At 62.7% G+C, this 25,525-nt stretch carries 24 protein-coding genes; 18 read left to right on the forward strand and 6 right to left on the reverse strand.

Annotated features, from left to right (window positions below; all coding sequences use genetic code 11):
• The first annotated feature begins 164 nt into the window (after window positions 1–164).
• The 16 genes from PSH86_RS10780 (at window position 165) to PSH86_RS10855 (ending at window position 18,579) form a co-directional block, all read left to right on the forward strand.
• Entirely contained in the window at window positions 165–1,202 is a 1,038-nt protein-coding gene (locus tag PSH86_RS10780; RefSeq protein ID WP_109751767.1) for an AraC family transcriptional regulator, read from the forward strand.
• A gap of 93 nt (window positions 1,203–1,295) precedes the next feature.
• Window positions 1,296–2,267 carry a Gfo/Idh/MocA family protein gene (locus PSH86_RS10785; RefSeq protein ID WP_109751768.1) on the forward strand — a complete coding sequence of 324 codons (972 nt, stop codon included), beginning with the start codon at window positions 1,296–1,298 and terminating at the stop codon, window positions 2,265–2,267.
• A gap of 105 nt (window positions 2,268–2,372) precedes the next feature.
• The gene (locus PSH86_RS10790; RefSeq protein ID WP_109751846.1) at window positions 2,373–3,125 is read left to right on the forward strand and encodes a GntR family transcriptional regulator; all 753 of its coding nucleotides are present in this window, start codon (window positions 2,373–2,375) and stop codon (window positions 3,123–3,125) included.
• Complete coding sequence (locus tag PSH86_RS10795) at window positions 3,122–4,852, forward strand: fumarate reductase/succinate dehydrogenase flavoprotein subunit (RefSeq protein WP_305489631.1); 1,731 nt, start codon at window positions 3,122–3,124, stop codon at window positions 4,850–4,852. The genes PSH86_RS10790 and PSH86_RS10795 overlap by 4 nt, the downstream gene beginning before the upstream one ends.
• Before the next feature lie 24 nt (window positions 4,853–4,876).
• On the forward strand, window positions 4,877–5,122 hold the full coding sequence (locus PSH86_RS10800; RefSeq protein WP_003180418.1) for a ferredoxin family protein: 246 nt from the start codon (window positions 4,877–4,879) through the stop codon (window positions 5,120–5,122).
• Between the two features lie 218 nt (window positions 5,123–5,340).
• A complete protein-coding gene (locus tag PSH86_RS10805) occupies window positions 5,341–6,747 on the forward strand; it encodes an ABC transporter substrate-binding protein (RefSeq protein ID WP_305489633.1) in 1,407 nt (468 codons plus the stop codon).
• Window positions 6,748–6,889: 142 nt separating this feature from the next.
• Window positions 6,890–7,672, forward strand: coding sequence for an ABC transporter permease (locus tag PSH86_RS10810; RefSeq protein WP_305489635.1), 783 nt, complete (start codon window positions 6,890–6,892; stop codon window positions 7,670–7,672).
• Window positions 7,672–8,520 (forward strand): ABC transporter ATP-binding protein, encoded by an 849-nt coding sequence (locus PSH86_RS10815; protein WP_305489636.1) that lies wholly within the window; start codon window positions 7,672–7,674, stop codon window positions 8,518–8,520. The genes PSH86_RS10810 and PSH86_RS10815 overlap by 1 nt, the downstream gene beginning before the upstream one ends.
• Window positions 8,517–9,479, forward strand: a complete 963-nt coding sequence (locus tag PSH86_RS10820; protein WP_163854480.1) for a HEAT repeat domain-containing protein — start codon at window positions 8,517–8,519, stop codon at window positions 9,477–9,479. The genes PSH86_RS10815 and PSH86_RS10820 overlap by 4 nt, the downstream gene beginning before the upstream one ends.
• A complete protein-coding gene (locus PSH86_RS10825) occupies window positions 9,476–9,748 on the forward strand; it encodes a gamma-butyrobetaine hydroxylase-like domain-containing protein (protein ID WP_163854477.1) in 273 nt (90 codons plus the stop codon). Before PSH86_RS10820 ends, PSH86_RS10825 begins: the two co-directional genes overlap by 4 nt.
• A gap of 309 nt (window positions 9,749–10,057) precedes the next feature.
• The gene (gene lexA, locus PSH86_RS10830) at window positions 10,058–10,675 is read left to right on the forward strand and encodes a transcriptional repressor LexA (RefSeq protein WP_135844693.1); all 618 of its coding nucleotides are present in this window, start codon (window positions 10,058–10,060) and stop codon (window positions 10,673–10,675) included.
• Window positions 10,675–11,298 (forward strand): translesion DNA synthesis-associated protein ImuA, encoded by a 624-nt coding sequence (gene imuA / locus PSH86_RS10835; RefSeq protein WP_109751776.1) that lies wholly within the window; start codon window positions 10,675–10,677, stop codon window positions 11,296–11,298. Before lexA ends, imuA begins: the two co-directional genes overlap by 1 nt.
• Window positions 11,299–11,305: 7 nt before the next feature.
• Entirely contained in the window at window positions 11,306–12,727 is a 1,422-nt protein-coding gene (locus PSH86_RS10840) for a DNA polymerase Y family protein (protein WP_163854475.1), read from the forward strand.
• Window positions 12,703–15,801, forward strand: a complete 3,099-nt coding sequence (locus PSH86_RS10845) for an error-prone DNA polymerase (protein WP_305489640.1) — start codon at window positions 12,703–12,705, stop codon at window positions 15,799–15,801. Before PSH86_RS10840 ends, PSH86_RS10845 begins: the two co-directional genes overlap by 25 nt.
• A 289-nt stretch (window positions 15,802–16,090) precedes the next feature.
• On the forward strand, window positions 16,091–18,202 hold the full coding sequence (locus PSH86_RS10850) for a PAS domain-containing sensor histidine kinase (protein ID WP_305489642.1): 2,112 nt from the start codon (window positions 16,091–16,093) through the stop codon (window positions 18,200–18,202).
• Between the two features lie 95 nt (window positions 18,203–18,297).
• Window positions 18,298–18,579: a hypothetical protein gene (locus PSH86_RS10855; protein ID WP_305489644.1), complete on the forward strand. Its 282-nt coding sequence runs from the start codon at window positions 18,298–18,300 to the stop codon at window positions 18,577–18,579.
• 3 nt (window positions 18,580–18,582) lie between these two features.
• Here the strand turns inward: PSH86_RS10855 and PSH86_RS10860 are convergent, their stop codons facing one another.
• Both PSH86_RS10860 and PSH86_RS10865 read right to left on the reverse strand, forming a co-directional pair.
• Window positions 18,583–18,855 (reverse strand): Pr6Pr family membrane protein, encoded by a 273-nt coding sequence (locus PSH86_RS10860; RefSeq protein WP_370873771.1) that lies wholly within the window; start codon window positions 18,853–18,855, stop codon window positions 18,583–18,585.
• Between the two features lie 139 nt (window positions 18,856–18,994).
• Window positions 18,995–19,516 (reverse strand): DUF4142 domain-containing protein, encoded by a 522-nt coding sequence (locus tag PSH86_RS10865; protein WP_109751782.1) that lies wholly within the window; start codon window positions 19,514–19,516, stop codon window positions 18,995–18,997.
• 217 nt (window positions 19,517–19,733) lie between these two features.
• On the opposite strand from PSH86_RS10865, the gene PSH86_RS10870 reads away from it, so the two are divergent.
• The gene (locus PSH86_RS10870) at window positions 19,734–19,967 is read left to right on the forward strand and encodes a YdcH family protein (RefSeq protein ID WP_109751783.1); all 234 of its coding nucleotides are present in this window, start codon (window positions 19,734–19,736) and stop codon (window positions 19,965–19,967) included.
• 122 nt (window positions 19,968–20,089) lie between these two features.
• Here the strand turns inward: PSH86_RS10870 and PSH86_RS10875 are convergent, their stop codons facing one another.
• The 4 genes from PSH86_RS10875 to PSH86_RS10890 all read right to left on the reverse strand — a co-directional run bounded on the left by PSH86_RS10875 (window position 20,090) and on the right by PSH86_RS10890 (window position 24,030).
• Window positions 20,090–20,953: a LysR family transcriptional regulator gene (locus tag PSH86_RS10875; protein WP_109751784.1), complete on the reverse strand. Its 864-nt coding sequence runs from the start codon at window positions 20,951–20,953 to the stop codon at window positions 20,090–20,092.
• Between the two features lie 63 nt (window positions 20,954–21,016).
• Window positions 21,017–22,735: a hydrogenase maturation protein gene (locus PSH86_RS10880; protein ID WP_305489647.1), complete on the reverse strand. Its 1,719-nt coding sequence runs from the start codon at window positions 22,733–22,735 to the stop codon at window positions 21,017–21,019.
• A gap of 218 nt (window positions 22,736–22,953) precedes the next feature.
• The gene (locus tag PSH86_RS10885; RefSeq protein ID WP_003182883.1) at window positions 22,954–23,268 is read right to left on the reverse strand and encodes an SCP2 sterol-binding domain-containing protein; all 315 of its coding nucleotides are present in this window, start codon (window positions 23,266–23,268) and stop codon (window positions 22,954–22,956) included.
• Window positions 23,269–23,319: 51 nt separating this feature from the next.
• Entirely contained in the window at window positions 23,320–24,030 is a 711-nt protein-coding gene (locus PSH86_RS10890) for a histidine phosphatase family protein (protein ID WP_109751787.1), read from the reverse strand.
• Window positions 24,031–24,256: 226 nt separating this feature from the next.
• Between PSH86_RS10890 and sohB the strand changes: the two genes are divergently transcribed.
• On the forward strand, window positions 24,257–25,288 hold the full coding sequence (gene sohB, locus PSH86_RS10895) for a protease SohB (protein WP_134923730.1): 1,032 nt from the start codon (window positions 24,257–24,259) through the stop codon (window positions 25,286–25,288).
• The last annotated feature ends 237 nt before the right edge of the window (window positions 25,289–25,525 follow it).

Genomic DNA, 25,525 nt, shown 5'->3' on the forward strand with positions numbered 1-25,525 from the left:
AGCCATAGAAATAAGCCGTTCGCCGCCGACAGGGCAGGGTATTGGCGGCCAGACAGGGGACTTGGGCGGCCAGATTTTTGTGCTCCTCGATTCGCTTGGGCATGCTAACTTTATGAAATAACCGGTTACAAAAACGCCGCCTAACGTGCTCCGGAACCCGCCCCATGCAGATGAAAGTCATCGACCCCACCTATGAGTTGGCGCTGGTATCGCCGTTCCTGCTGCAAACCCTGGCCGAGGTGGTGGCTGACAAGGGCTTCGATGCCGCCAGCCTGTGTCGCGGCCTGGGGTTCGGTCTTGACGATCTGCAAGATCCCGCCCAGCGCATTTCCTATCGTCAGGCGGTGGTCATGATCCAACGGGCGCTCAGACTGTTGCCCGACCAGGGCCTGGGATTATGGGTGGGCGACCGTAACGTGCTCGGCACCCTCGGCCTGTTGGGCCACGTCTTGTCGCTGTGCGAAACCCTGCGCGATGCCTTTGCCCTGGGGGTTCGTTACCAGCACACCACCGGTGGCATCGCGGTGACCAGTGTCGAAGAAGCCACTGACCGGATCATGGTCGAGGCGACCTGCCGCCTGCCTTTCGCCGAGATCCAGGTATTTGCCGTGGAGGAGTTCTTCGCCAGCCTGATGGTCTATGGGCGGGCGCTGGCGGGGGCCGATTTCAAGCCTCAGGCCGTGGAGTTCATGCACGCCGCGCCGTCCTATGCCCAGCAATACCAGCGGATACTGGGGCCGGATGTGCGCTTCGGTTGCCGGCACAATCGCATGCTGATCGATGTGCGCTGGCTGGATATGCGCCTGCCCAATCACCACCCGTTGGCCTTGCGCCAGGCCTTGGCCTTGCTGGAGCAGGAGGCCACCGAGGTCCACCAGAAGATCGACCTGATCCAGGCTGTGGAACGGGCGATTGCCCGGGACCTGACCCGTGGCAGCCACATCGAGAAAATCGCTGGCGACCTCAACATGAGCAGCCGCACCCTGCGTCGGCGCCTGACCGAACACGGCCTGACCTTCGAGGCCTTGCTCGAACAGGTGCGCCGCGGTCGGACCCTGAGCCTGCTGGCCAACCCCGGGCTGTCCATCGAGCGCATCACCGAAGAAGTCGGCTACAGCGATGTGCGCAGTTTTCGCCGGGCGTTCCGGCGTTGGACCGGTATGAGCCCCAGTGCGTTTCGCAATGAGGGGCAAACGTTGTAGCCACGACATTCAGGCTGGGCCTGATTAAACTCCTGTCTTTTTTGAGGGGGCTTCATTGCGGAGCCAGATGGCCTTGATTCCATGAGTCAAACGATGAGAACGGTACGCTGGGGCATGATCGGTTGTGGCAGCGTGACGGAGCGCAAGAGTGGGCCGGCCTTCTACAAGGCACCCGGCTCAGCGTTGGTAGCGGTGATGGGGCGACGTTCGGAGGCAGTGTCCGATTATGCTGAACGCCACGGTATCGCCAGGTTCTACACTGACGCGCAGGCACTGATCGATGATCCTGAAGTCGATGCGGTTTACATTGCGACGCCGCCCGACAGTCATTTCAGCTATAGCATGCTGGTGGCGGCCGCCGGCAAGCATTGCTGCGTTGAGAAACCCATGTCCCTCAATGCCACGCAGAGCCGGGAAATGCAGAGAGTATTCGACGCCGCGGGGGTGCATTTGTTTGTGTCCTACTACCGGCGCTCACTGCCGCGTTTTCGCAAGGTGCGGCAATGGATCGAACAAGGATGCATCGGTGACATTCGGCATTTGACCTGGACGCTCACCAAGCCCGCCTCATCGGCGGATATCAGCGGAGCGATCAATTGGCGTACCGATCCGACGATTGCAGGCGGAGGTTATTTCACTGATCTGGCCTGCCATGGCCTTGACCTGTTCCAGTTCTTGTTGGGGGACATTGTCGAGGTAACGGGTTTCGCCGCTCGCCAGGGCGGTTTGTATCAGGCAGAAGATGCGGTCGTGGCCCATTGGCGATTCGCCTGCGGGGCCACAGGCATGGGCTGTTGGAATTTCGTCGCTGACCGACGTGAGGACCGTGTGGAAGTGATCGGCAGTCAAGGGCGAATCAACTTCTCGGTGTTCAATGATGAGCCACTGCAACTGTGTACGGACACATCCATCAGTCTCGACATCCCTCATCATCCTGAGCATATCCAATGGCACCATGTACTCGGCATGAATGCCCATATCCGTGGTGAGTCGCAGCATCCGGCCATTGCCGAACAGGCATTGAAGACCGACTGGGTGATGGATCGCATTCTCCAGCGCTGCTGAAGCGAGCCCTCGTGGGCATAACCTAATGCTCAAAGAGTATTTCCCAAGCATTGGACGGGTTTTCTAAGATCACGTCATAACTCGTTATGACAAGTGATGAAGGCCATGTCCGACAACGTTCTTCCCCTCAGCAGCGTGCCGCTGCACACGCAACTACGAGACGTGCTGCGTGCGCGCATCCTCGATGGCCAATACCCCCAAGGCAGCCAGATGCCCTCGGAAAGCGAGCTCGGTGCGCTGTTCCGTGTCAGTCGTATCACCGTGCGCCAAGCGCTGGGTGACCTGCAAAAGGAAGGGCTGATTTTCAAGATCCACGGCAAAGGGACGTTCGTGGCCAAGCCCAAGACCTTCCAGAATGTCAGCACCCTCCAGGGCCTGGCCGAGTCCATGACCGGGCGCGGTTTCGAGGTGATCAACCGCCTGCTCAGTTTCAAGTTCATCGCGGCCGACAAACTGGTGGCCGAGCGCCTGAAATTGACTGAAGGGGAAGAGGTGGTGCAGATCAAACGGGTGCGCTTGATCAATCGCGAACCGGTTTCCCTGGAGATCACCTACCTGCCCAAGGCCCTCGGCGAGCGCCTGGAAAAGGCCGACCTGGTCACCCGCGACATTTTCCTGATCCTGGAAAACGACTGTGCCCTGACCTTGGGCCATGCGGACCTGGCCATCGATGCGGTACTGGCCGACAGCGACCTGACCCAGGCCCTGGAGGTCGAGCCGGGTTCGCCGATCATGCGCATCGAGCGCCTGACCCATGATGCCAGCGGCCAGCCACTGGACTTCGAACACCTCTATTACCGTGGCGATGCTTTCCAGTACCGCTTGCGGATCGACCGGCAAAAAGGAACGCAGGCATGACTCGGAGCACCCTCGAACAGGAATACGACATCGTCGTCATCGGCGGTGGCACCGCCGGCCCCATGGCGGCGATCAAGGCCAAGGAGCGCAACCGTGATTTGCGCGTGCTGCTGGTGGACAAGGCCAACGTCAAGCGCAGCGGCGCCATCAGCATGGGCATGGACGGCTTGAACAACGCGATCATTCCCGGTCATTCCACCCCCGAGCAGTACACCAAGGAAATCACCATCGCCAACGACGGCATCGTCAACCAGACGGCGGTGTATGCCTACGCGACCCACAGCTTCGAAACGATCGAGCAACTGGACCGCTGGGGCGTGAAGTTCGAGAAGGATGAAACCGGCGACTATGCGGTGAAAAAGGTCCATCACATGGGCGCCTACGTGCTGCCAATGCCGGAAGGGCATGACATCAAGAAAGTCCTGTATCGCCAGTTGAAACGGGCGCGGGTGAGTATCACCAATCGGCTGGTCTGTACCCGTTTGCTGACCGACGAAGCAGGCGCGGTGAACGGTGTGATGGGCTTCGATTGCCGTACCGCCGATTTTCATGTGATCAAGGCCAAGGCGGTCATCCTCTGCTGCGGTGCGGCGGGACGCCTGGGGTTGCCGGCCTCCGGCTACCTGATGGGCACCTATGAGAACCCTACCAATGCCGGGGACGGCTATGCCATGGCCTACCACGCCGGTGCCGAACTGGCGAACCTGGAATGCTTCCAGATCAACCCGCTGATCAAGGATTACAACGGCCCGGCGTGCGCCTATGTCACCGGTCCCCTGGGCGGCTATACCGCCAACAACAAGGGCGAGCGCTTTATCGAGTGCGACTACTGGAGCGGGCAGATGATGTGGGAGTTCCACCAGGAACTCGAAAGTGGCAATGGTCCGGTGTTCCTCAAGCTCGATCACCTGGCCGAGGAAACCATCCAGAACATCGAGGACATTCTGCACAGTAACGAACGACCCAGTCGTGGTCAGTTCCATGCCAACCGCGGTACTGACTACCGCACGCAGATGGTGGAGATGCACATCTCCGAAATCGGTTTTTGCAGCGGTCACTCGGCCTCGGGCGTGTGGGTCAACGAGCGGGCCGAAACCTCGGTCAAGGGCCTGTACTCGGCCGGTGACATGGCCGCCGTGCCCCACAACTACATGCTCGGTGCGTTCACCTACGGCTGGTTTGCCGGGCACAACGCCGCGGACTTCGTGGCCGGGAAGGATTTTTCGGCACTGGACGCCGGGCAGATCGAGCGGGAGAGGGCTCGTGTCTACGCGCCCCTGGACCGCGAGCACGGCCTGCCGCCGGCCCAGGTGGAATACAAGCTGCGCCGCTTCGTCAACGATTACCTGCAACCGCCGAAGGTCACCAAGAAAATGCAGATCGGCCTGCAACGCTTCAGCGATATCCAGCGCGACCTGGACCAGATCAAGGCCCACAACCCTCATGAATTGATGCGCGCCATGGAGGTCAGCGTCATCCGCGACTGCGCCGAAATGGCCGCTCGCGCCTCGCTGTTTCGCGCCGAAAGCCGTTGGGGCCTGTACCACTATCGGGTCGATCATCCGCAACGCAACGACAGCGACTGGTTCTGCCATTGCCACTTGAAGAAGGGCGAAGACGGCGCGATGACCTCATTCAAGAAAGCCGTCGAGCCCTACATCATCGCCCTCGATGCCGACGAACTGCAGGCCTACGACCGGCTGCGGGTCGGCGCTGACGCGGCGTGAACCTTACACCCAGAGAGACCGCCCATGGCTTATCAACCCCAGGAAATCTTTTTCCGCTCCAATGCCCCCGTCACCGTGGACGAGGACAAATGCATCGCCCACAAGGGCTGCACCGTTTGCGTCGATGTCTGCCCCATGGACCTGCTGGCGATCAACCCGGCGACCCAGAAGGCCTACATGGCGTTCGACGAATGCTGGTATTGCATGCCCTGTGAAAAGGACTGCCCGACGGGGGCGGTGAAAGTCGAGATTCCGTACTTGCTGCGTTGATTGACAGGACGCCCTCGCGAGCAGCTCGCTCCCACAATGGATTTGTGGTGAACGCTGAAAAAATGTGGGAGCGAGCCTGCTCGCGATAGGGCCAGCCCAAACACCACAAAAGCCATCCGGCCACCCCCGGACGCAGATTCAGAACACCCCTCGTTTCCCACCGCGCCCTGATCGCGGCGGAGACGAACATCCAATAAATGATTCGAGGGGACACACCCATGTTATTGCGTGCAGCACTCGCCGGTCTGGTACTGGCTTCATTGACCTTGCCTGCCCAGGCAGAAACCATCCGTATCGCCATCGGCACCCAGGACACCACCATCAACTGCGCCGCCGGCGGGTTGCTGATTCGGGAGCTGGGCCTGTTGGATAAATACTTGCCCCACGACGGCGCCTACAAGGACGCCCAGTACGACATCCAGTGGAAAAACTTCACCAGCGGCGCGCCGCTGACCAACGAGATGGTCGCCGGTAAGCTCGACTTCGGCGCCATGGCCGATTTCCCCGGGGCGTTCAACGGCGTGGCGTTCGAAACCGCCGGCAAGCACAGCCTGTTCATCAGCGTGCTGTCGGGCAGCACCCGGGGCAGTGGCAACGGCATCGTGGTGCCGAGTGCATCGGGCGTGCAGTCGTTGGCTGAGCTCAAGGGCAAGACCATTTCCGTGCCGTTCGCCTCCACCGCCCACGGCATGTTGCTGCGTGCCGTCGCGGCCCAGGGTTGGGACCCGCTCAAGGACGTCAATATCATCGCCCAGCCGCCGGAAGTGGCCGGCTCCGCGTTACAAGCCGGCAAGATCGACGCCCACGCCGACTTCGTGCCGTTCGCCGAACTGTTCCCCAGCCGCGGTTTCGCCCGCAAGATCTACGACGGTGCCCAGGCCGGTGCGCCGACGTTCCACGGTGCGCTGGTGGATCAGGCCTACGCAAGGAAATACCCGGAAATCGTCGTCGCTTACCTGCGCGCGAGCATCGAGGCCAATCAGTTGCTGGCCGCCGAACCTGAGAAGTACAGCGAGTTGATCGCCAAGGTCACCGGCGTGGATGCCGAGGTCAATTACCTGTTCCACGGGCCGTTGGGCGTACAGACCCGCGACCTGACCTGGAAACCGGAGTACCGCCAAGCGGTCGGCACCGCTATCGATACCCTCAAGCTGCTGAAGAAAGCCGATCGTGGCCTGGACCTCAATACCTTCATCGATGACCAGTACATCCGCGCCGCGTTCAAGGCGTCGAATCTGGACTACACCGCGCAACTGGCTAATTACGCCCAGACACCGCTAAGTACGACCGATGCCCTGACCGGCAAAGCCATCAGCGATTTCAGTCGCGTGGCCGAGATCTGGGTACGCGGCGAGCCGAAAGTGCGCCATTACGCCTCGGCCCAATCGGCCTTCGCCGCGCTGGCGAGCCTCAAGCAGGAAGGCAAGGGCATCCGCGCCGTCTATGCCCAGGCCAGCGACAGCGGGATCAAGCTGCTGGCCGAACAGGCGTGGTTCGCCAGTGACGCCAAGGGCCAGCTCAGCGCGTTCCTGCTCAAGGGCCAGGCCCAGCAGTTCGCCACGGCCCAGGGTGGCAAGGTCTTGGACTTCAGCGAGGCCACCATCCAGGCGGTTGCTGCCCGCTGACCTGACTCGAGTGAAAGCAAAACCTGTGGGAGCGAGCCTGCTCGCGATGGCGTCAGATCAGTTGAAGTTGATGTGATTGACACACCGCTATCGCGAGCAGGCTCGCTCCCACAAGGGATCTCCATAACTGAGGAAGATATCAGTGTATCCATCACCCAAACGCTGGCTCCTGCGAGCCGCTTCCCTGCTGCTCTGCCTGTTGTTCTGGCAACTCGCCGCCAACGGCCATTGGGACCTCGGCCTGGTGACCTTCGCCAACGTCCCGACCCCATTGGCGGTGGTCCAGGCGGCGCTGGGTCTGGGGGACTCCGGCAATCTCGCCCGGCACCTGGGCAGTAGCCTGGGACGGGTCTTTGCCGGTTACGGCGCGGCGTTGTTGATCGGCGTGGCCCTGGGCCTGGCCATCGGCCGTTCGAAATGGGCCGAAGACCTGTTGCTACCGCCGCTGGAAGTGCTGCGGCCGATCCCGGCGGTGGCCTGGATTCCCCTGGCGATCCTGATGTTTCCTTCGTCGGAGCTATCGATGGTGTTCATCACCTTCACCGGCGCGCTGTTCCCGATCCTGCTCAACACCGTGCACGGCGTCGAAGGAGTGGACCGGCGGCTGATCGCGTCGGCGAAAAGCCTGGGAGCCGGGCGCCGGGCGATCCTGTTGGAGGTGATCCTGCCGGGCGCCGCGCCGAGCATCATCACAGGCCTGGCCATCGGCATGGGCACGTCCTGGTTCTGCCTGGTGACGGCGGAAATGATCGCCGGCCAGTACGGCATCGGCTACTACACCTGGGCTTCCTACACCGTGCAGAACTACGCCGACATCGTCGTCGGCATGTTGCTGATCGGTGTGTTGGGCATGGGCAGCAGCTTGTTGATCAAGCGCCTGGGCGGGCTGTTCACGCCTTGGCACCGACCACGAGGAAAAGCCTGATGAGCGTGATGCAAACCCCCGAAGGACGGATCGATATCCGTCAGTTGTCCATTGTCCTGGGCCAGGGCGCCCAGGCCTTCGAAGCGGTCCAAGGGCTCGATTGCCAGATCGAGGCGGGCCAGTTCGTCTGTGTCCTCGGGCCGTCCGGTTGCGGCAAATCCACCTTGCTTGGGGCCTTGGCCGGGCATCTGCAACCGCGCACCGGCAGCTTGAATGTCGACGGCTTGAGCGTTTGTGGCCCGTCGCCCCAACGCGGCATGGTGTTCCAGCAACACACGCTGTTTCCCTGGCGCACCGTGCGTGACAACGTCGCCTTCGGCCTGAAGATGCGCGGCCTGGGCAAGGTCGAACGGCACCGGGCCGCCGATGAAATCCTCGCGCTGGTGGGCCTGGAAGGTTTCGCCGGGCACTGGCCGGACCAACTCTCCGGGGGCATGCAGCAACGAGTGGAGATCGCCCGGGTGCTGGTCAACCGTCCACGGCTGCTGCTGATGGACGAACCCTTCGGCGCGCTGGATGCCTTGACCCGGTTGAACATGCAGGAGCTGCTGCTGGACATCTGGACGCGCATCCGCACCACCGTGGTGTTCGTCACCCATGACATCGACGAAGCGCTGTTCCTGGCCGACCGCTTGCTGGTGATGAGCCCGCGTCCCGGTCGGATCATCGAGGATCTGCGCCTGGACTTTCCACGGCCACGCACGACCGCACTGGTGACCCGCCCTGAATTCTCCCGCTTGAAGGGCCACTGCCTCGAGCTGCTGCGCCATGAAGACGGCCGGCAGTTGCCGCGCCTCAACCCACTCGGGCTTCCCCCTGAAACCTCCTTGCCGCGATTTGCCCTATGACCTCTCTATTCGAAGACACTGATAACGACGACATCCTCGCCCTGCAACCGCGCCTGACCGACGAGGACCCTGGCGTGCGCCGCATCGCCCTGATCGAGCTGGCCGACCTTGAGGAACCTGAAGGCCTGCTGTGGCTGGTGGATCGCCTGGCCGAGGACCCCAGTGCCGAGGTGCGCGCCGAGGCCGCACGATTGCTCGAAGCCTGGGAAGACGCACCGGTGGTGGCGGCCCTGTGCGTGGCCCTGACGGATCCGTCGCCGAGCGTGCAGGCCGCTGCCGCCCAGAGCCTGAGCCTGCTCAAGAGCGAGGCGGCAGGAAGGGTGATCCTGCCCTGGACGGCCCATGCGGATGCCGGTGTGCGCGTCGCGGCGTTCAGGGCCTTGCGCGAGTTACGCCTGCTCGACGCGGCACCGGCTGCAATCATCGCCCTGGCTGACGGCGATGCCAGCGTGCGGCGCGAGGCGGTCGGCGTGCTGGGTTGGCTCAAGCACCTCGACGCCTTGCCGGCCCTGGCCCGGTTGGCCAGTGATGATCCAGACACCGAGGTGCGCCGCGCCGCCACTGGCGCCCTTGGCCTGGCTTCGGACGCGCAAGTCTTGCCGGCGCTGCGCCAGGCGCTGCGGGATCCGGCCTGGGCGGTGCGCGAAGAAGCCGCCACCACCCTGGGCAAGGTCGGTCACGCCGATGCCGGCCCGGCCCTGGTCGAGGCGCTGGCCGATGATTATTGGCAAGTGCGTTTGCGGGCGACCCGCAGCCTGGGGCGTTTGCGCTATGTTCCGGCGTTGGCGGCCTTGATCGAGACCCTGGGCCATCGGATCAGCAATTTGCGCAAGGAGGCGGCCCTGGCCTTGGGCGAATTGAACGATCACGCTGCCATCCCGGCGTTGCAGGCAGCGCGGGACGATGGCGACCCGGAAGTGCGCAAGGCTGTGCGCATTGCCCTGGGGCAGTTGCAATGAGTCCGCTGGCGATTGGTAATTCCCAGGGCACAGGGCAACTGAGGCTTGACTGGCCCGATGGGCGTGAACAGCGTCTGGATCATGCTCAGTTACGCCGGCAGTGTCCTTGTTCTCAGTGCCGGGCGTTTCGTTTGCAGGGGCTGACGGTTCAGGTTGATACGCGGGTTCGGGTGGTTGAGGTCAATGCCCAGGGGTATGGGGTGCAATTGGTGTTCAGTGATGGGCATGAGCGGGGGATTTTTCCCTGGGCTTATCTGGCGGGGTTGTAGCCCTCTCCACAGATCTCTTGTGGGAGCGGGCTTGCTCGCGAAGGCGGCCTCACAGCCGACCTGTCTCTCCGGTCATACCCCGATCCAACTGTGGGAGCGAGCCTGCTCGCGATGGCGGTGGGTCAGCTTGCATGGATGTCGAATGGGCTGATGCTTTCGCGAGCAGGCTCGCTCCCACAGGGTCATGCCGTTCACTTGAGGAAAAGTGTTGATACCTGTGGCCAGAGATTGCTCCCGCTGGGCTGCGCAGCGGCCCCGAGCGGTGAACTGACTGGCGGCGCTTGTCAGAAAAATCCTTAAAGAGTACAAATGTACTCCATGACGACTCTCACCCCCCGCCGTACCGCCATCCTGACCTTCATCCGCGAGCGCATCGCCGATCAGGGTCAGCCTCCCAGCCTCGCTGAAATCAGCGAGGCGTTTGGTTTTGCCTCGCGCAGCGTGGCGCGCAAGCATGTGCTGGCGCTGACCGAAGCCGGGTTTATCGAAGTCAATCCGCACCAGGCTCGGGGTATCCGCTTGCTGAACCAACCGCCGCGTCCCGAGCTGCTGGACGTGCCGGTGCTGGGACGGGTGGCCGCCGGCCTGCCGATTGGTGCCGATGCCGAGGTCCACAGCCGCTTGATGCTGGACCCGGCGATGTTTACCAAGGCACCGGATTACCTGCTGCGGGTCCAGGGCGATTCGATGATCGAGGACGGTATTCTCGACGGTGATCTGGTGGGCGTACAGCGCACGCCCCAGGCTTCCAACGGCCAGATCGTCGTGGCGCGCCTGGACGGTGAAGTCACCATCAAGCGCTTCGAGCGGATTGGCGAACGTGTACGTTTGCTGCCACGCAACCCGGCCTACCAACCGATCATCGTCGAAGCCGACCAGGACCTGGCGATAGAAGGGGTGTTCTGTGGCCTGTTGAGGCAAGGCTGATGGGCGCCGTCGTTGCATTGGACACGCTGTTCAACGGCGGCCAGGTCTGGAAGGGCCGGCCTGCGCCGCCGGCCGCCAGCCCGCAACCTACTGGCCATGCTGCTCTGGACGCGGCATTGCCCAGTGGCGGCTGGCCGGAAGCGGCGTTGACGGAGCTGCTCATCGCCGCCCCAGGCGTGGGCGAGTTGCAACTGGTGTGGCCGACCCTGGCGCGGCTGTCGGTGGCGGGGGAGCGGATTGTGCTGGTGGCGCCACCGTTCGTGCCCTATCCCCAGGCCTGGCAGAGCGCCGGTATCGACCTGCGCCAAATGTCGGTGATCCAGGCTGATGAACGCGAGGCCCTGTGGGCTACCGAACAATGCCTGCGTTCGGGCAGTTGTGGCGCGGTGCTGTGCTGGCCTCGCCAGGCGGACGACCGGGCCTTGCGCCGCTTGCAAGTGGCGGCGGAAACCGGTCAGACCCTGGCGTTCGCCTGGCGCTCGATCCAGGAAGCCATCAACCCGTCGCCGGCGGCCTTGCGCATTGCCATCGATACCCGGCCAGCGCAATTGCGCGTGCTCAAGTGCCGGGGCGGGCTGGCCCGTTCGGCACCGATCGCTTTTTCCCCACAGACAGGGCATTGAGGTTGCGATGCGCTGGGTGTGTATTCTTTTTCCGCAATTGGCGCTGGACGCCGCGCTGCGTCAGCGCCCCGATCCTGACGAGCCCCTGGCCCTGCTGAGCGGTCCGGCCCAGCGCCGGGTGCTGCAAGCGGTGAACGCGCCGGCACGGGCCCTGGGCTTGCGTCCCGGTCAAACCATGACCGCCGCCCAGGCCTTGAGCAAAGGCTTTGCCACCGCCGAATACGATGCGGCGCAGATCGAACACTGGCAACAGTTCCTGGCAGCCTGGGCCTACCGTTTCAGCTCCCAGGTCAGCGTGCATTACCCGCGTACGCTGCTGTTCGAAATCGAGTCGAGCCTGGGCCTGTTCGGGCCCTGGCCGGTATTCGAGGCGCGCTTGCGGGCCGAACTGACCGAGCTGGGGTTTCGGCATCGCATCGTCGCAGCGCCCAATCCGGTGGCGGCGCGGGTGTTGGCCAATGCCTATGACGCCTTGGTGGTGCCCGACGCCGAGACCTTGCAACAGTACCTGGGGCACATGCCCGTGGAGCGGATCGGCCTGGAACCCGACGTCGCCACGGCGTTGTCGCGCATGGGCCTGCGCCGCCTGAGCCAGGTCCAGGCCTTGCCTCGGCAGACCCTGGCACGGCGCTTCGAGGCCCAGGTGCTCAAGCACCTCGATGCGCTGACCGGCAGTCGCACCCTGGCGCTGTCGTTCTACCTGCCGCCAGACCGTTTCGATGTGCGCATCGAACTCAACTATGACGTGCAATCCCATCAGGCGCTGTTGTTCCCGTTGCGCCGCTTGACCGGTGACTTGTCGGCCTTCCTCTGCGGTCGCGACAGCGGTGTGCAGCGTTTTGACCTGCATCTGGAACACGCTGGGTTGCCGGACACGCTGATCAAGGTCGGCCTGCTCAGCGCCGAACGGGATCCGGCGATGCTCTTCGAACTGGCCCGTGGCCGCTTGGAGCAGGTGCAGGTCGAGGCCCCGGTGCGCGGCTTTCGCTTGTGTGCCGAAGACCTGCCGAGCTTCGTGCCCCAGCGCCTGGAATTGTTCGATGAACGCCCGCAGCAGTCATTGCCCTGGGAGCAACTGCGTGAACGCCTGCGGGCCCGGCTGGGGGATGACGCGGTGCAGGGCCTGGGATTTCGCGATGACCATCGGCCTGAATGCGCCTGGCAAATGACAGCCCAGCCCCGGCCCCAGGCCTGCCCGGTGCGCGATGGCGTGCAGCGTCCCGGCTGGCTGCTGAATGAGGCCCAGGTATTGCAGGAAAGCCAGGCTCGAATCCTCATGGGCCCCGAGCGCATCGAGTCCGGTTGGTGGGACGGTGCGGATGTGCGTCGCGACTACTACCTGATCGAAACCCGCAGTGGACAACGAGGCTGGGCCTATCGACCGGCGGGCGAGGGCGGGCTGCTGTGGCTGCAGGGCTGGTTCGCATGAGCGTTGAGTATGCCGAGCTGCATTGCCTGTCGAACTTCAGCTTCCAGCGCGGCGCCTCCAGTGCCCTGGAGTTGTGCCGTCGCGCCAAACAACAGGGCTATCAGGCCCTGGCGATCACCGACGAATGCACCCTGGCCGGGATCGTTCGGGCCTGGCAGGCGGCCAGGGAGCTGGAGCTGCAACTGATCGTCGGCAGCGAAATCCAGGTCGAGGACGGTCCGAAACTGGTGTTGCTGGTGCAAGATCTGGAGGGTTACCAAGCCTTGTGCCGGCTGATCACCCGCGCCCGGCGTCGCAGCGAGAAGGGCCACTACCGCATCGTGCGCGAAGACTTCGACCAGCCTTTGCCAGGGCTATTGGCGTTGTGGGTAGCCGAGGGCAAAGACGCCGAGGAACACGGGCGTTGGCTCCAGCCGATCTTTGCCGGGCGCCTGTGGCTGACGGTCCAGTTGCACTGCGGGCAGGACGACCGCCGCCGGTTGGCCGACTCATTGGTGCTGGCCGAGCGCCTGGATCTTCCGACCGTGGCCAGTGGCGATGTGCACATGCACGTGCGTGGCCGTCGTGCCTTGCAGGACACCATGACTGCCATCCGCCACCATGTCACAGTGGCCGAGGCCGGCCAGCGCCTGCACCCCAACGGCGAGCGCCACCTGCGCAGCCGCAAGGATCTGGCCGATCTCTATCCTCGCGCCTTGCTCGACGAGACGCTGCTCATCGCCCGGCGCTGTACCTTCGACCTCAGCCAACTGCGTTATCAATACCCACGGGAACTGGTGCCTGACGGCCATGATCCGGCGTCCTGGCTGCGGGAACTGACCGAGCGCGGCATGCGTGAGCGCTGGGAGGACGGCGTGGAAGAGAAGGTCCGGCGGCAAATCAACGATGAATTGGAACTGATCGCCGAACTGGGCTACGACAGTTATTTCCTCACCGTGCAGGACGTCGTCAACTTCGCCCGCGGCCGAAACATCCTTTGTCAGGGACGCGGTTCGGCGGCCAACTCGGCGGTTTGCTACGCCTTGGGCATCACCGAAATCGACCCGAGTCAGACCAACCTGCTGTTCGAGCGATTCCTGTCCCGGGAGCGCAACGAGCCGCCGGACATTGATGTCGATTTCGAACATGAGCGTCGTGAGGAAGTGCTGCAGTACGTGTTCCAGCGCTATGGTCGCCATCGTGCGGCATTGACGGCGGTGGTCAGCAGCTACCACGGCGCCGGGGCGGTGCGCGATGTCGCCAAGGCCCTGGGCCTGCCGCCGGACCAGGTCAACGCATTGGCCGATTGCTGTGGCCGCTGGAGTGACGAGGCGCCGCCGGTGGAGCGCTTGCGTGAAGGCGGTTTCGACCCGGACAGCCCGGTGTTGCGCCGAGTGCTGAGCCTGACCCAGCAATTGATCGGTTTTCCCCGGCATCTGTCCCAGCACCCTGGCGGTTTCGTGATTTCCGAACAACCCCTGGACACCCTGGTGCCGGTGGAAAACGCCGCCATGGCCGAGCGCACCATCATCCAGTGGGACAAGGACGACCTGGACGCGGTCGGGCTGCTCAAGGTGGACATCCTGGCCCTGGGCATGCTCAGTGCGATTCGCCGCTGTTTCGATTTGATCGAGCGCTACCGGGGCGAGCGCTATGCCCTGGCGTCGTTGCCCAAGGACGATCAGGCGACCTACGAAATGATCAGTCGCGCCGACACCATCGGTGTATTCCAGATCGAATCCCGGGCGCAGATGTCGATGTTGCCTCGGCTCAGACCCAAGAGGTTCTACGATTTGGTCATCGAAGTGGCGATCGTGCGGCCCGGGCCAATCCAGGGGGGGATGGTGCATCCGTACCTGCGGCGCAGAAACAAAGAAGAGGCGGTGACTTATCCCTCTGAAGCGCTGGAAAAAGTGCTCGAGCGCACCTTGGGCGTGCCGCTGTTCCAGGAACAGGTCATGCAGATCGCTATCGTCGCGGCCGATTACACCCCCGGCGAAGCCGACCAGTTGCGGCGCTCCATGGCTGCCTGGAAACGTCACGGTGGGTTGGAGCCGCATCGGGAACGCCTGGCCCAGGGGATGAAGAAAAACGGCTACACCGCCGAATTCGCCGCGCAGATCTTCGAACAGATCAAGGGCTTCGGCAATTACGGTTTCCCCGAATCCCACGCCGCCAGTTTTGCCTTGCTGACTTACGCCAGCAGTTGGCTCAAGTGCCACGAGCCGGCGGCGTTCGCCTGTGCCCTGATCAACAGCTGGCCCATGGGTTTCTACAGCCCGGACCAGATCCTCCAGGACGCTCGCCGACATCAATTGCAGATCCGTCCGGTGGACGTGCGCGCCAGCGACTGGGATTGCAGCCTCGAACCCCTGGAAGGCCGGCAACCGGCGATCCGTATGGGCCTGCGACTGGTCAAGGGTTTTCGCGAAGAGGATGCCCGACGTATCGAAACGGCCCGCCGGCAGCGAGTGTTCAGCGACGTGGCCGACCTGGGCGAGCGCGCGCAACTCGATGTCCGGGCCCTGGCGCAACTGGCCGACGCCGGCGCCTTGCAGGGCTTGGCCGGCGATCGTCATCGGGCCCGCTGGGAAGTGGCCGGGGTGCAGAAGCAACTGGGTTTGTTCGCCGGCCTGCCCAGCCAGGAGGAACCGCCCGTAGCCCTGCCAACACCCACGGTGGGAGAAAACCTGTTTGCCGATTACACCATGCTGGGCACGACACTGGGGCCCCATCCGCTGGCCTTGCTGCGTCCCGAACTGCGCGCCCGGCGCTGCCGCAGCTCACGGGAATTGCAGGCGGTGGAGCATGGCCGCAACGTCAGCGTCGCCGGGCTGGTCACCGGCCGCCAACGCCCGGGCACAGCCAGCGGCGTGACCTTCGTCACCCTGGAAGATGAGTTCGGCAACCTCAACGTGGTGGTCTGGCGCGACCTGGCCGAGCGCCAGCGCAAGACCCTGGTGGGCGCGCAATTGCTCAGGGTCGACGGGCGCTGGGAAAGCGTCGGCGAGGTCCGCCACTTGATCGCCGGGCGCTTGAGCGACCTGACCGAGTTGCTGGCGGGCATCAATGTTCGCAGTCGCGATTTCCACTAACGCCGGCAGCCATACCGCAACCCCTGTGGCGAGGGGATTTATCCCCGCTGGGCTGCGAAGCAGCCCATGATTCATCGGCCACCGTGGTGTGTCAGACAGGACAGAGGGGTTGCTGCGCAACCCAGCGGGGATAAATCCCCTCGCCACGGGAAGCAGTCCCGATCCAGACAGGTCGTCGTCATCATCTCCCCATGAAACCAAACGCCAACCCAACGCTCGAAGCTCTGAGCGCAAGGCACTCGTGGTATACCAGTTCCCTGCAAGCATTCTTGAGGTTCAGAGTCGACCCATGCAGTTCTTATCCCAGAATCACGGCTGTCCCGGTTGGGGCGGTGAGATGGCCGGACGTATCCGGGCGTTCGATTGGAGCCAGACCGAACTGGGCGCTATCGAGCAGTGGTCCGCCAGTTTGCACAACGCTGTCCAGGTGCTGCTGGCTTCGCCCTTGCCGATGGTCATGTTGTGGGGGCGCCAGGGCTTCATGATCTATAACGATGCTTATGCCGAGTTCGCTGGCGGTCGTCATCCGTACCTGCTGGGGTGCGCCGTGGAGCTGGGCTGGCCGGAAGTGGCCGAGTTCAATCGCCATGTCCTGGACGTCTGCCTGGCCGGTGGCACCTTGTCCTACCGCAGCAAGGAGCTGGTGCTGCTACGCAATGGCAAGCCCGAAGATGTCTGGATGGACCTCTATTACAGCCCGGTGCCCGGTGATGACCAGGCCCCGGCGGGTGTGTTGGCGGTGGTGGTGGAGACCACCGAACATGTGCTGACCGAGCGGGCCCGGCAAACAGCTGAACGCAGTTACCGCGCCGTCAATGAGCGTATCCAGCTGGCCCTCTCGGCCGGGCCCTTGCTGGGATCGTTTGTCTGGGATATCCGGACTGACACACTGTCCGGCGATGAGCGTTTCGCCCGTACCTTCAATTACCCGCCTGACACTCCACTGGACGCACTGCCGATCGAGATCGCCCGCCAGAGCATCCATCCGGATGACCTGGAAGAAGTGAACCAGCGGGTCGAATTGACCTTGCGCACGGGCACGCCCTACAGCGCTGAATACCGGGTGCGTCGCCTGGGCGGTGATTACCTGTGGGTACAGGCCAGCGGACGGTGTGAGTTCGATGCGTTGGGCAAACCCCTGCGTTTCCCGGGGGTACTGATTGACATCAACGAACGCAAGACCGCCGAAGCGTCGTTGCTCAAATTTACCCGCGACCTGGAGCAGCGCGTTGCCGACGAAGTGCAGGCGCGGCTGACGGCAGAGGAGCAGTTGCGTCAGTCGCAGAAGCTCGAGGCCATTGGCGGCCTCACCGGCGGCGTGGCTCATGACTTCAACAACCTGCTGCAAGTGATTGCCGGCAATCTGCACTTGCTGGCCCGGCACGAGCGGGACAATGCCAACGTGCAACGGCGGGTCAGTGCCTCCCTTGAAGCCGTGGAGCGTGGTGCGAAGTTGTCATCGCAATTGCTGGCCTTTGCTCGACGCCAGCCATTGTCACCGGCGGTCTACAACCCGCGGCGCATCTACGATGGCATGGGTGAACTGCTACAACGGGCCCTGGGCGAAACCATCCAGATCGAAGTGTCTTTGCCCGATGAGCCCTGGTGCATCCACGTCGATCGCAATCAACTGGAAAATGCCCTGTTGAACCTGGCGATCAATGCGCGCGATGCCATGCACGGCGAGGGCACCATTCGCCTGATCGGCGAGAACATCGTGCTCGATGAGTCGTCCTGTGTCGGCAAGGGCATTCCGGCGGGCGACTATGTGCGATTGTCGGTGATCGATCGCGGCGTAGGCATGCCGCCCGATGTCTTGAATCAGGTATTCGAGCCGTTTTTCACCACCAAGACTGATGGCCAGGGCACTGGGCTGGGGCTGAGCATGGTGTTCGGGTTCGTCAAGCAGAGCGGCGGCCATATCGAGATTTCCAGCAGCCTGGGAGAGGGCACGCGGGCGCAGATGTATTTCCCCCGCAGTCTCCAGCCGGAAGCCGGTGAAGAGGCGCAACACGACCCGCTCCAGTTGGGTGGGCAAGAGATGATTCTGGTGGTGGAGGACAATGAAGAGGTGCGTGGTGCGTCAGTGGAGTTGCTGGAGCAGTCCGGTTACCGGACCCTCACTGCCGCCAATGGTGACGAGGCGATGAAACTGCTGCTGGAGGGGCGCGCGGTGGACCTGATCTTCACGGATGTGGTCATGCCCGGGCTGATCAAGAGTTCCGACCTCGCCGCTTGGGCCAAGGTGCAATCACCACCGGTACCGGTGCTGTTCACCTCGGGCCACACCCGGGACATCATCTCCCGGAACCACCAGTTGAGCCCCGACACTCATTTGCTGAGCAAACCCTACGGCCCGGACGCGCTGACCCGGATGGTGAGAACCGTGCTGGGGCGCTGAGCGCGGCAGCGTAAACAAATGGAACCGAAGCCGTTGCGTCACTTTCGAATGACAAGACCGGTCATCCATCCGGCCCTGCCAAGAACGAGGTGCCTATGAACGACGATCCTGCCACCACCCAGCAACAAGGCCAGACACAAAACCCGACCCCACGTAACGACCCGGCCATCGATCCCCAGGTGCCGACCACCTCGACCGGCACCCAGCCAGTCAGCCCCGCCGGGACGGACCAGGCCCAGAGCGCCGACAGCGAGATCGATCAGAAGCAACATCATCAAGACAATGACAATACCTTCAGCCCCGGCTTCAAGCCTGACCCGGACCGGCCAAAGTCCGATGACAGCACTGATGCTGATATCGACACCGACGGTGGCTAGCCGTTACCCGATTCGTGGAACATCGAGTGTGACCCGCCCAGATCGATGAGTGACTGGGCGGACGGCGGCTGTGGCGCCCCAGCGCTTGCCTTTCCAGCGATCCAGCGCAACCAGCACCAGTGACATCCCCATGAATCCCAGCAGCACCATCACCGCGTTGATGAACATCCGTGGATAACCCAGTGTGTCCACTTCGATGAAAGGGTAGGGTAGGAACCGATAAAGTGCCCCCGCACCAGGGCATAGATGAAATAGACCAGTGGATAGATCAGCCATGGCCAGACATCCCGCCATTCAACCCGAAAACAGGCGACTCGAGAGTGCTGGCGCATCGGCGGATGCGGGTGACTGGAGGTGTTCTTAGGCCTTGAACAAGGCCATCTTCATGGAGACGGCCTTATTCGATGCTTCAGGATTACTTGCTTGGGTGAGCCGCCTGAAGTTTCTTGGCCCCTTCCAGGTGATGCTCCAGGTCTGGCAGCATCTTCTGGGCAAACGCCTTCAGTTCGGTATTGCCAGCCTTTTTATCGTCGGTGACGGTCTCGGCTTCTTTCTTGAACAGGGCGATGGTTTCTTCGTGAGCCTTGACCTGGTTGTTGGCATAGGCTGCATCAAAGGACTCGTCCCGCAGGTCGAGGATCTTTTCCTTGGCCTTCTTCACCAGCGTAGTGTCGTCTGGCACTTCGATGTCGTGTTTTTTCGCCAGTGCTTTCAACTCTTCATTGGCCTTGGTGTGATCGCTAATCATCTTCTCGGCGAAGGTCTTGACGTCCGCCGAGGCGCTTTTTTCCAGGGCCAGTTTGCTGGTTTCGATTTCCGCGATGCCACCGGCTGCCGCGTTGTCGACGAAGTCGTTGGAAGTCGCGGCCCAGGCCGAGCCCATGCTGGTGCTCAGGGCAACTGCCAGGCCGAGTTGACGCCAGGTAAATCCGTCCATTGATAAGTCTCCACACAGGTTGAAAGAGCGATTCGTTTCGTCTCTGTTCAATGGAGAGCGGCGCGCCAACAAAGGTTTGATTGGAAGATATCCCGTTACGACGAACGGTCACCGCTGGTCGGATTGGCGGTCGACAGAACCCCGTCGACGAGGCCATCCTGATCATCGACGAGCGCCGTAAAGGCGTCTGCCACCGACCCACTGAAGGAGGTGTTCCATGCCGGTGTCCCACGATTTGTGCCAGGATCTCAACTGCACAAAAGACCACATCCAGCAAAAACGCAGCGAGGATCCAAGGCTCGACTCGTTACTTCAAAAATATTCCCAACTTGATGCCGAGGTGGTCGACGCCGAGAAGCCATCATCGGCGGCACTGTCCGACGATGCCCTGGAGACACTCAAGAAGAAACGCTTGTTGGTCAAAGATAAGATCGCGGAGAAATTGAGGTAGCCGTCAGGCTGGCCTGCTTGTGAGGGGCCTTTATGAAGGGCCCTGAACTATGTCGATGAGCCTGTGGCGAGGGAGCAAACGCCCTCGCCACAATGGGTTTTACAACACCATTCGAAAATCCATCAGGTCAGCGGATCCCAGCGCTGGGACCAGTCGCTGCCGGCCTTGACGATTTCGCGCAGCACTTCGAACGCCTGCTGCAACGCCGCCGAATCCCGGTCCCGGGAATAGACCAGGTAGGTCGGGTAGTTGAACTCCGGTGCCTTGGGCACCCGTTCCAGGATGCCGCTGTCCAGGTAGCTCTGCACCACCCGAGTGCGAAAGTAGCCGCTGCCGCCGTTCTCCAGGATGTACTGCAAGGCCAGGGGACCGAGGTTGAACGTCACGGCAGCCTTGGCCTTGTCCGGTAGGGCGGTGTCGTGCTGGCGACGGAAGTCGGCGCTCCAGTCGATGTACACGTAGGGCTCGGGACAGGTGGCCAGGCGTACCAGGATGAGTTTTTCTTCCAACAGTTGTTCTACTTGCAGGCGCGGCCAATATTCGGGCTGGTACACCACCGCCGCATCCAGCAAGCCCAGCTCCAGCTGTTGCAGCAGCTTTTCACCGTCGCGGATGTCCATGCGCAGGGCATGGCCGGGGATCTTCTGCCGCAGTTCCCCGGCCCAGGCGAGCATCAAGGGGTTGCACAGGCTGACCTCGCCACCCAGATGCAGGACGTTGCGATAGCCCTCAGGCAATGGCAGGTCCCGGCGGGCCGCTTCCCAGGTTTGCACGAGTTGATTGGCGTAGATCACAAAGGCCTCGCCATCTGCGGTCAACCGCGCACCGGCACGGTTACGCACGAACAGCGCGCAGCCGAGCTGGCTCTCAAGCTTCTGCACCCGCGCGGTAATCGCTGTCTGGGTGACGTGTAGCTTGTCGGCCGCGGCGGCTAGGCTGCCGTGGCGGACGATTTCCAGGAAGGTGCGGGCGAGGTCGATGTCCATGGTCAGGCCGATGCGGGGGAAGCGGGCATTGTAAGAGCTGCCACGCCTCCCCGATACCGGGAATCATGGAATGGCTTGCGCCTCCGCCATTCGCGCCCAAGGGGCGATCAGGCGTTCGGGTGTGCGGCAGGCCCTGTGCTTGAGCACGAAGCTGCGGCACTTCTCGGCGAAGCCATGGCGATTGCCCACCATGTCGCGGCGCATCTGCGCGAGTTCGCCGTCGCGACACGCCTGGATCGCCGGCAGGCTGCGTTCGGCCTTGCGAACTCGCAGGGTTTCATAGGCTGGATCGAGCAGCGCACTGTTGGCCCGTTGCAACAGCCATAGGCTGAACTCGTCGGGGCACCGTGGTCCGATTTCCTGGACCATGCCGTAGCGCAACGCTTGCAGGGCGCTGATGGGCAGGCAGTCTTGGGTGAGTTTCCAGGCCTGGTCCGGGCCGACCGCCCGGGGCAGGCTGTAGGTCCAGTACTCGGAGCCATACAGGCCCATGGTTGCGTAATGGGGGTTGAGCACGATGTCACTGCGTGCCAGCACGATATCGGCTGCCAGGGCCAGCATGACACCGCCAGCCCCGGCGTTGCCCGTCAGGCCGCTGACTACCAGTTGCCGGGCGCGGAACAACTCCAGACAGACGTCATCGATGGCCTGGATGTTGGCCCAGGCTTCCAGGCCGGGATCGGTGGCGGCCTGGATCACGTTCAGGTGTACGCCGTTGGAAAAGCTGCCGCGTCCACCGCGAATCAACAGCACCTGGGTGTCCCGGGACTTGGCCCAGCGCAGCGCCTGTACCAGGCGCTGGCACTGTTCGGTGCTCATCGCGCCGTTATAGAACTCGAACGTCAGTTCCCCCACATGGCCGCATTCCCGATAGCGAATGGGCTGATAGGCCTCATCGCTGAACGGTTGGCGGGCCAGGGAGCTGTCGAGCACCGGGATTCCGTCAAGGCGCTGCGAGAGCACATGGCGTGCCGGTCGCTTGAAGGTCTGTTCGCCGGGCTGCGGCTTGTGGCGCAGGGCGCCGATCCACAGGCTTGCATCCCCTGTCGCCACCAGCACCGCATCGTCGCGTACGGCCAGCAGTTCGCCGGGCAGGCCGCGGCGAACGTCTGGATGGGCGTCGTACAGGTAAAACTGTTCACCGGCCAGGCTCGCGAGCACACCAGGTTGACCGTCGGCGGCGTCGATGCGGCGCTTGATGAACCCGGTGCTGTCGTGCCAGCTGAAGGTGCGGTCGTCCTGGGTCATGTTCGGCTGCAGGCGCCCGATCACCTCGTGACGGCTGTAATCCAGCGGCACCGGGACGAAGCCGGCACGGAATTTGTCCACCACTTCGCGAATGCAACGAATGGCCGCGTCACTGACCGGGCCGTTATACAGCTCCGATTTGCGCAGGCCTTCGGGCAGGTTGAACTCGCAGGTGGCCCACACGGGCCCGGTGTCCATTTCCTCCACCGCCTGCAATGCCGTGACGCCCCAGCGCTCGGGTTGTCGGGTGATGGCCCAGTCCAGGGCGCTGGCGCCGCGATCGCCGACAATTCCGGGATGAATGATCACCACCGGGCGCCGTGGATTGCGCCACAACTGCTCGGGTACGCGGTCCTTGAGGAACGGGCAGATCACCAGGTCGGCGCGGCTTTCTTCGATTTGTCGGCAGACCGAGGCCGGGTCGGTGAACAGCACCACGCTGGGGTGATAGCCGGCCTCGCGCAGGTCCAGCCAGGCGCGTTGGGTCAGACCATTGAACGCGGTCGATAGCAGAATGATCTTCAGTGCGGGCATGAAATTCTCTTCCTTGAGATGAACGGACGCAGGCTCCCGATGAGCCGTCCCTGGCTTTGATGGAAGCGCTAAATTAGCGGTTGTGGGGCGAGTGGCTACTGACGAGGGTCAAGGTTGCGTGTGTTGCGCGGAATCATCGGAGGGTAAAAACACGAATCCCGCCACGGGGCGGGATTCGTTTGCAGCCAAAAAGGCCCGCGAAGAACGCGAGCGCAGTCTCAGCTTGGGAACAGCTCGGACAGTTTCATGGCCAGCATCATGTCGCCTTCGGCGCGCAGCTTGCCGCCCATGAACGCTTGCATGCCGTCGGTTTCACCGCTGACGATGCCCTCAAGGGTTTCGCCGTCCATCACCAGGGTCACCTGGGCGTCCGGGTTTTCCCCTTCCTGCAGTTCGCAGGTGCTGTCCTTGACGATCAGCGAGAAATTCTTGGTATCGTCGATGCGGAAACCGAATACCAGGTCCAGGCCGGCAGCGGCGGCTGGGTTGAACTTGGCTTTCATGGCTTGTACGGCGTCGGCTACGGAGGTCATGGTTTCGATCCTTATTTGGGTGGTACAGCAAGGGTCTACAGTAATCCGGACTCAGCGAAAGGTGATGAGGTCCGGGGCCTTCAGCAGTTGCAGGTGGGCATGGCTGTTGAAGGAAGCCAGGGCCACCTCGCGGCCCCTGAATTTCAGGTGGTTGAGCGAGGTGTTGACGATTTGCCAGTTCAGTTCGAAGGCCTGTCGGGCCGGTATCTGGGTGATCAGGTGGAGCAGGGCAGTGATGGTGCCGCCGGAGGTGAACACGGCGATCTTATGGCTGTTGTCGGCTTGCTCCAGGATGCGCTGCAGGCCCGCCTGGACCCGCTCGACGAAACCCAGCCAGCTTTCGAGCCCTGGCGGGTCATATCGACCGCTGAGCCAGCGCTCGACGATCAATGCGAAGATGCGCTGGAATTCGGCGCGATTCTGCGCGGCGTTGCGCAGGATATTCAGCGCCTCGGGCTCCTGGGGGAGCATGTCCGGCAGCAGGGCCCGAATGACCGCGTCAGCGTCGAACTCATTGAACGCGGCGTCGATTTCCAGCCCGGGAACCGGCAATCCGGCGGCGGACATCTGGCCCAGCGCACCGATGGCGGTATCCTGTTGACGACGCAGGTCACCCGAGAGGCAGCGATCGAATACGACACCGAGTTCTGCGAGGTGGCCGCCAAGCACTTGCGCCTGGCGTACGCCATTGGGCGAAAGGACATCGTAGTCGTCCGCACCAAAGGAGGCCTGGCCATGTCGAATCAGATAGATACTGCCCACGTCCGCGTCATCCCGGTACGTTGAAGGTTTGGCGAGGTTATGGGGATGGCGGTGAGCTGTCAATGAAAAAACATACGCTTGTTTGAAATGCCCGTTGCAGCCTTGCCCCGTCTCGCTCGCATCAAGGTAACCACAGGTTTCTTGGCTGGTCGCGGCGCAGACGCATGGGTATGCTGGGGCCGTTACGCGCCTGCGTTCAGTGGCGCATTGCATTTAAGGAGTTGCTGTGGAGTTTTTCATCGAATACGCCGGTTTCCTGGCCAAGACCGTGACGTTGGTGATCGCCATCCTGGTGGTGCTGGCCAGTTTTGCTGCGTTGCGCAGCAAGGGGCGGCGCAAGTCGGCCGGCCAGTTGCAGGTGAGCAAGCTCAACGATTTCTACAAGGGGCTGCGCGAGCGCCTGGAACAGACGTTGCTCGACAAGGATCAGCTCAAGGCCTTGCGCAAGGCCGAAGGCAAGGCTGAAAAGGCCGGGAAGAAGCACAAGGACAAGTCGGCGGCCAAGCCGCGGGTGTTCGTGTTGGATTTCGACGGTGACATCAAGGCTTCGGCCACCGAGAGCCTGCGTCATGAAATCACCGCGCTGCTGACCCTGGCGACGCCGAAGGATGAAGTGGTGCTGCGCCTGGAAAGTGGCGGCGGCATGGTCCACAGCTACGGCCTGGCTTCTTCGCAACTGGCGCGGATCCGCCAGGCCGGCGTGCCGCTGACCGTGTGCATCGACAAGGTGGCGGCCAGCGGCGGCTACATGATGGCGTGCATCGGCGAGAAGATCATCAGCGCTCCCTTCGCGGTCCTGGGCTCCATCGGCGTCGTCGCGCAATTGCCCAACGTCAACCGTCTGTTGAAGAAACACGACATCGATTTCGAAGTGTTGACCGCCGGCGAATACAAACGCACGTTGACGGTGTTCGGCGAAAATACCGAGAAGGGCCGGGAGAAATTCCAGGAAGACCTGGACATCACCCATGAACTGTTCAAGAACTTCGTGTCCAGCTACCGCCCGCAACTGGCCATCGATGAAGTGGCGACCGGTGAAGTCTGGCTGGGTGTCGCGGCGCAGGGCAAGGGTTTGGTTGACGAACTGAAAACCAGCGATGAATACCTGGCCGAGCGGGCCAAGAGTGCCGAGCTGTACCACCTGCACTACGCCGAACGCAAAAGCCTGCAGGAACGCATCGGTATGGCGGCCAGCGGTTCGGTGGACCGCGTGTTGCTCAGTTGGTGGAGCCGTCTTACCCAGCAGCGTTTCTGGTAATTCGGGAGCGGGTTCACCGCTAACCCCTGTGGGAGCGAGCCTGCTCGCGATAGCGGCGACACTTCAACATAGATGCAAGCTGGCCCACCGCTATCGCGAGCAGGCTCGCTCCCACAGTGGTTCTGAGGTGGGCTGAAGCTCCGAGTCACCGCCATCCCTTCGTGGGAGCGAGGTGGGTTCAAGTCATCGGAAACAAAAAAGCCCTGAACCGGTACAACCCGGGTCAGGGCTTTTTCA

The sequence above is a fragment of the Pseudomonas sp. FP2300 genome (genome assembly GCF_030687595.1).
Classification (GTDB): Bacteria; Pseudomonadota; Gammaproteobacteria; order Pseudomonadales; family Pseudomonadaceae; genus Aquipseudomonas; species Aquipseudomonas bijieensis.

Bases quoted from the DNA above. Each gene is read 5' to 3' on its own strand.
- PSH86_RS10790 (WP_109751846.1), top strand. From the start codon at position 2,373: ATGTCCGACAACGTTCTTCCCCTCAGCAGCGTGCCGCTGCACACGCAA.
- PSH86_RS10880 (WP_305489647.1), bottom strand. From the start codon at position 22,735: ATGCCCGCACTGAAGATCATTCTGCTATCGACCGCGTTCAATGGTCTG.
- PSH86_RS10870 (WP_109751783.1), top strand. From the start codon at position 19,734: ATGCCGGTGTCCCACGATTTGTGCCAGGATCTCAACTGCACAAAAGAC.
- PSH86_RS10865 (WP_109751782.1), bottom strand. From the start codon at position 19,516: ATGGACGGATTTACCTGGCGTCAACTCGGCCTGGCAGTTGCCCTGAGC.
- PSH86_RS10820 (WP_163854480.1), top strand. From the start codon at position 8,517: ATGACCTCTCTATTCGAAGACACTGATAACGACGACATCCTCGCCCTG.
- PSH86_RS10860 (WP_370873771.1), bottom strand. From the start codon at position 18,855: ATGGCTGATCTATCCACTGGTCTATTTCATCTATGCCCTGGTGCGGGG.
- PSH86_RS10800 (WP_003180418.1), top strand. From the start codon at position 4,877: ATGGCTTATCAACCCCAGGAAATCTTTTTCCGCTCCAATGCCCCCGTC.
- PSH86_RS10805 (WP_305489633.1), top strand. From the start codon at position 5,341: ATGTTATTGCGTGCAGCACTCGCCGGTCTGGTACTGGCTTCATTGACC.
- PSH86_RS10795 (WP_305489631.1), top strand. From the start codon at position 3,122: ATGACTCGGAGCACCCTCGAACAGGAATACGACATCGTCGTCATCGGC.
- PSH86_RS10885 (WP_003182883.1), bottom strand. From the start codon at position 23,268: ATGACCTCCGTAGCCGACGCCGTACAAGCCATGAAAGCCAAGTTCAAC.
- lexA (WP_135844693.1), top strand. From the start codon at position 10,058: ATGTACTCCATGACGACTCTCACCCCCCGCCGTACCGCCATCCTGACC.
- imuA (WP_109751776.1), top strand. From the start codon at position 10,675: ATGGGCGCCGTCGTTGCATTGGACACGCTGTTCAACGGCGGCCAGGTC.
- PSH86_RS10840 (WP_163854475.1), top strand. From the start codon at position 11,306: ATGCGCTGGGTGTGTATTCTTTTTCCGCAATTGGCGCTGGACGCCGCG.
- PSH86_RS10825 (WP_163854477.1), top strand. From the start codon at position 9,476: ATGAGTCCGCTGGCGATTGGTAATTCCCAGGGCACAGGGCAACTGAGG.
- PSH86_RS10815 (WP_305489636.1), top strand. From the start codon at position 7,672: ATGAGCGTGATGCAAACCCCCGAAGGACGGATCGATATCCGTCAGTTG.
- PSH86_RS10850 (WP_305489642.1), top strand. From the start codon at position 16,091: ATGCAGTTCTTATCCCAGAATCACGGCTGTCCCGGTTGGGGCGGTGAG.
- PSH86_RS10785 (WP_109751768.1), top strand. From the start codon at position 1,296: ATGAGAACGGTACGCTGGGGCATGATCGGTTGTGGCAGCGTGACGGAG.
- PSH86_RS10780 (WP_109751767.1), top strand. From the start codon at position 165: ATGCAGATGAAAGTCATCGACCCCACCTATGAGTTGGCGCTGGTATCG.
- PSH86_RS10875 (WP_109751784.1), bottom strand. From the start codon at position 20,953: ATGGACATCGACCTCGCCCGCACCTTCCTGGAAATCGTCCGCCACGGC.
- PSH86_RS10855 (WP_305489644.1), top strand. From the start codon at position 18,298: ATGAACGACGATCCTGCCACCACCCAGCAACAAGGCCAGACACAAAAC.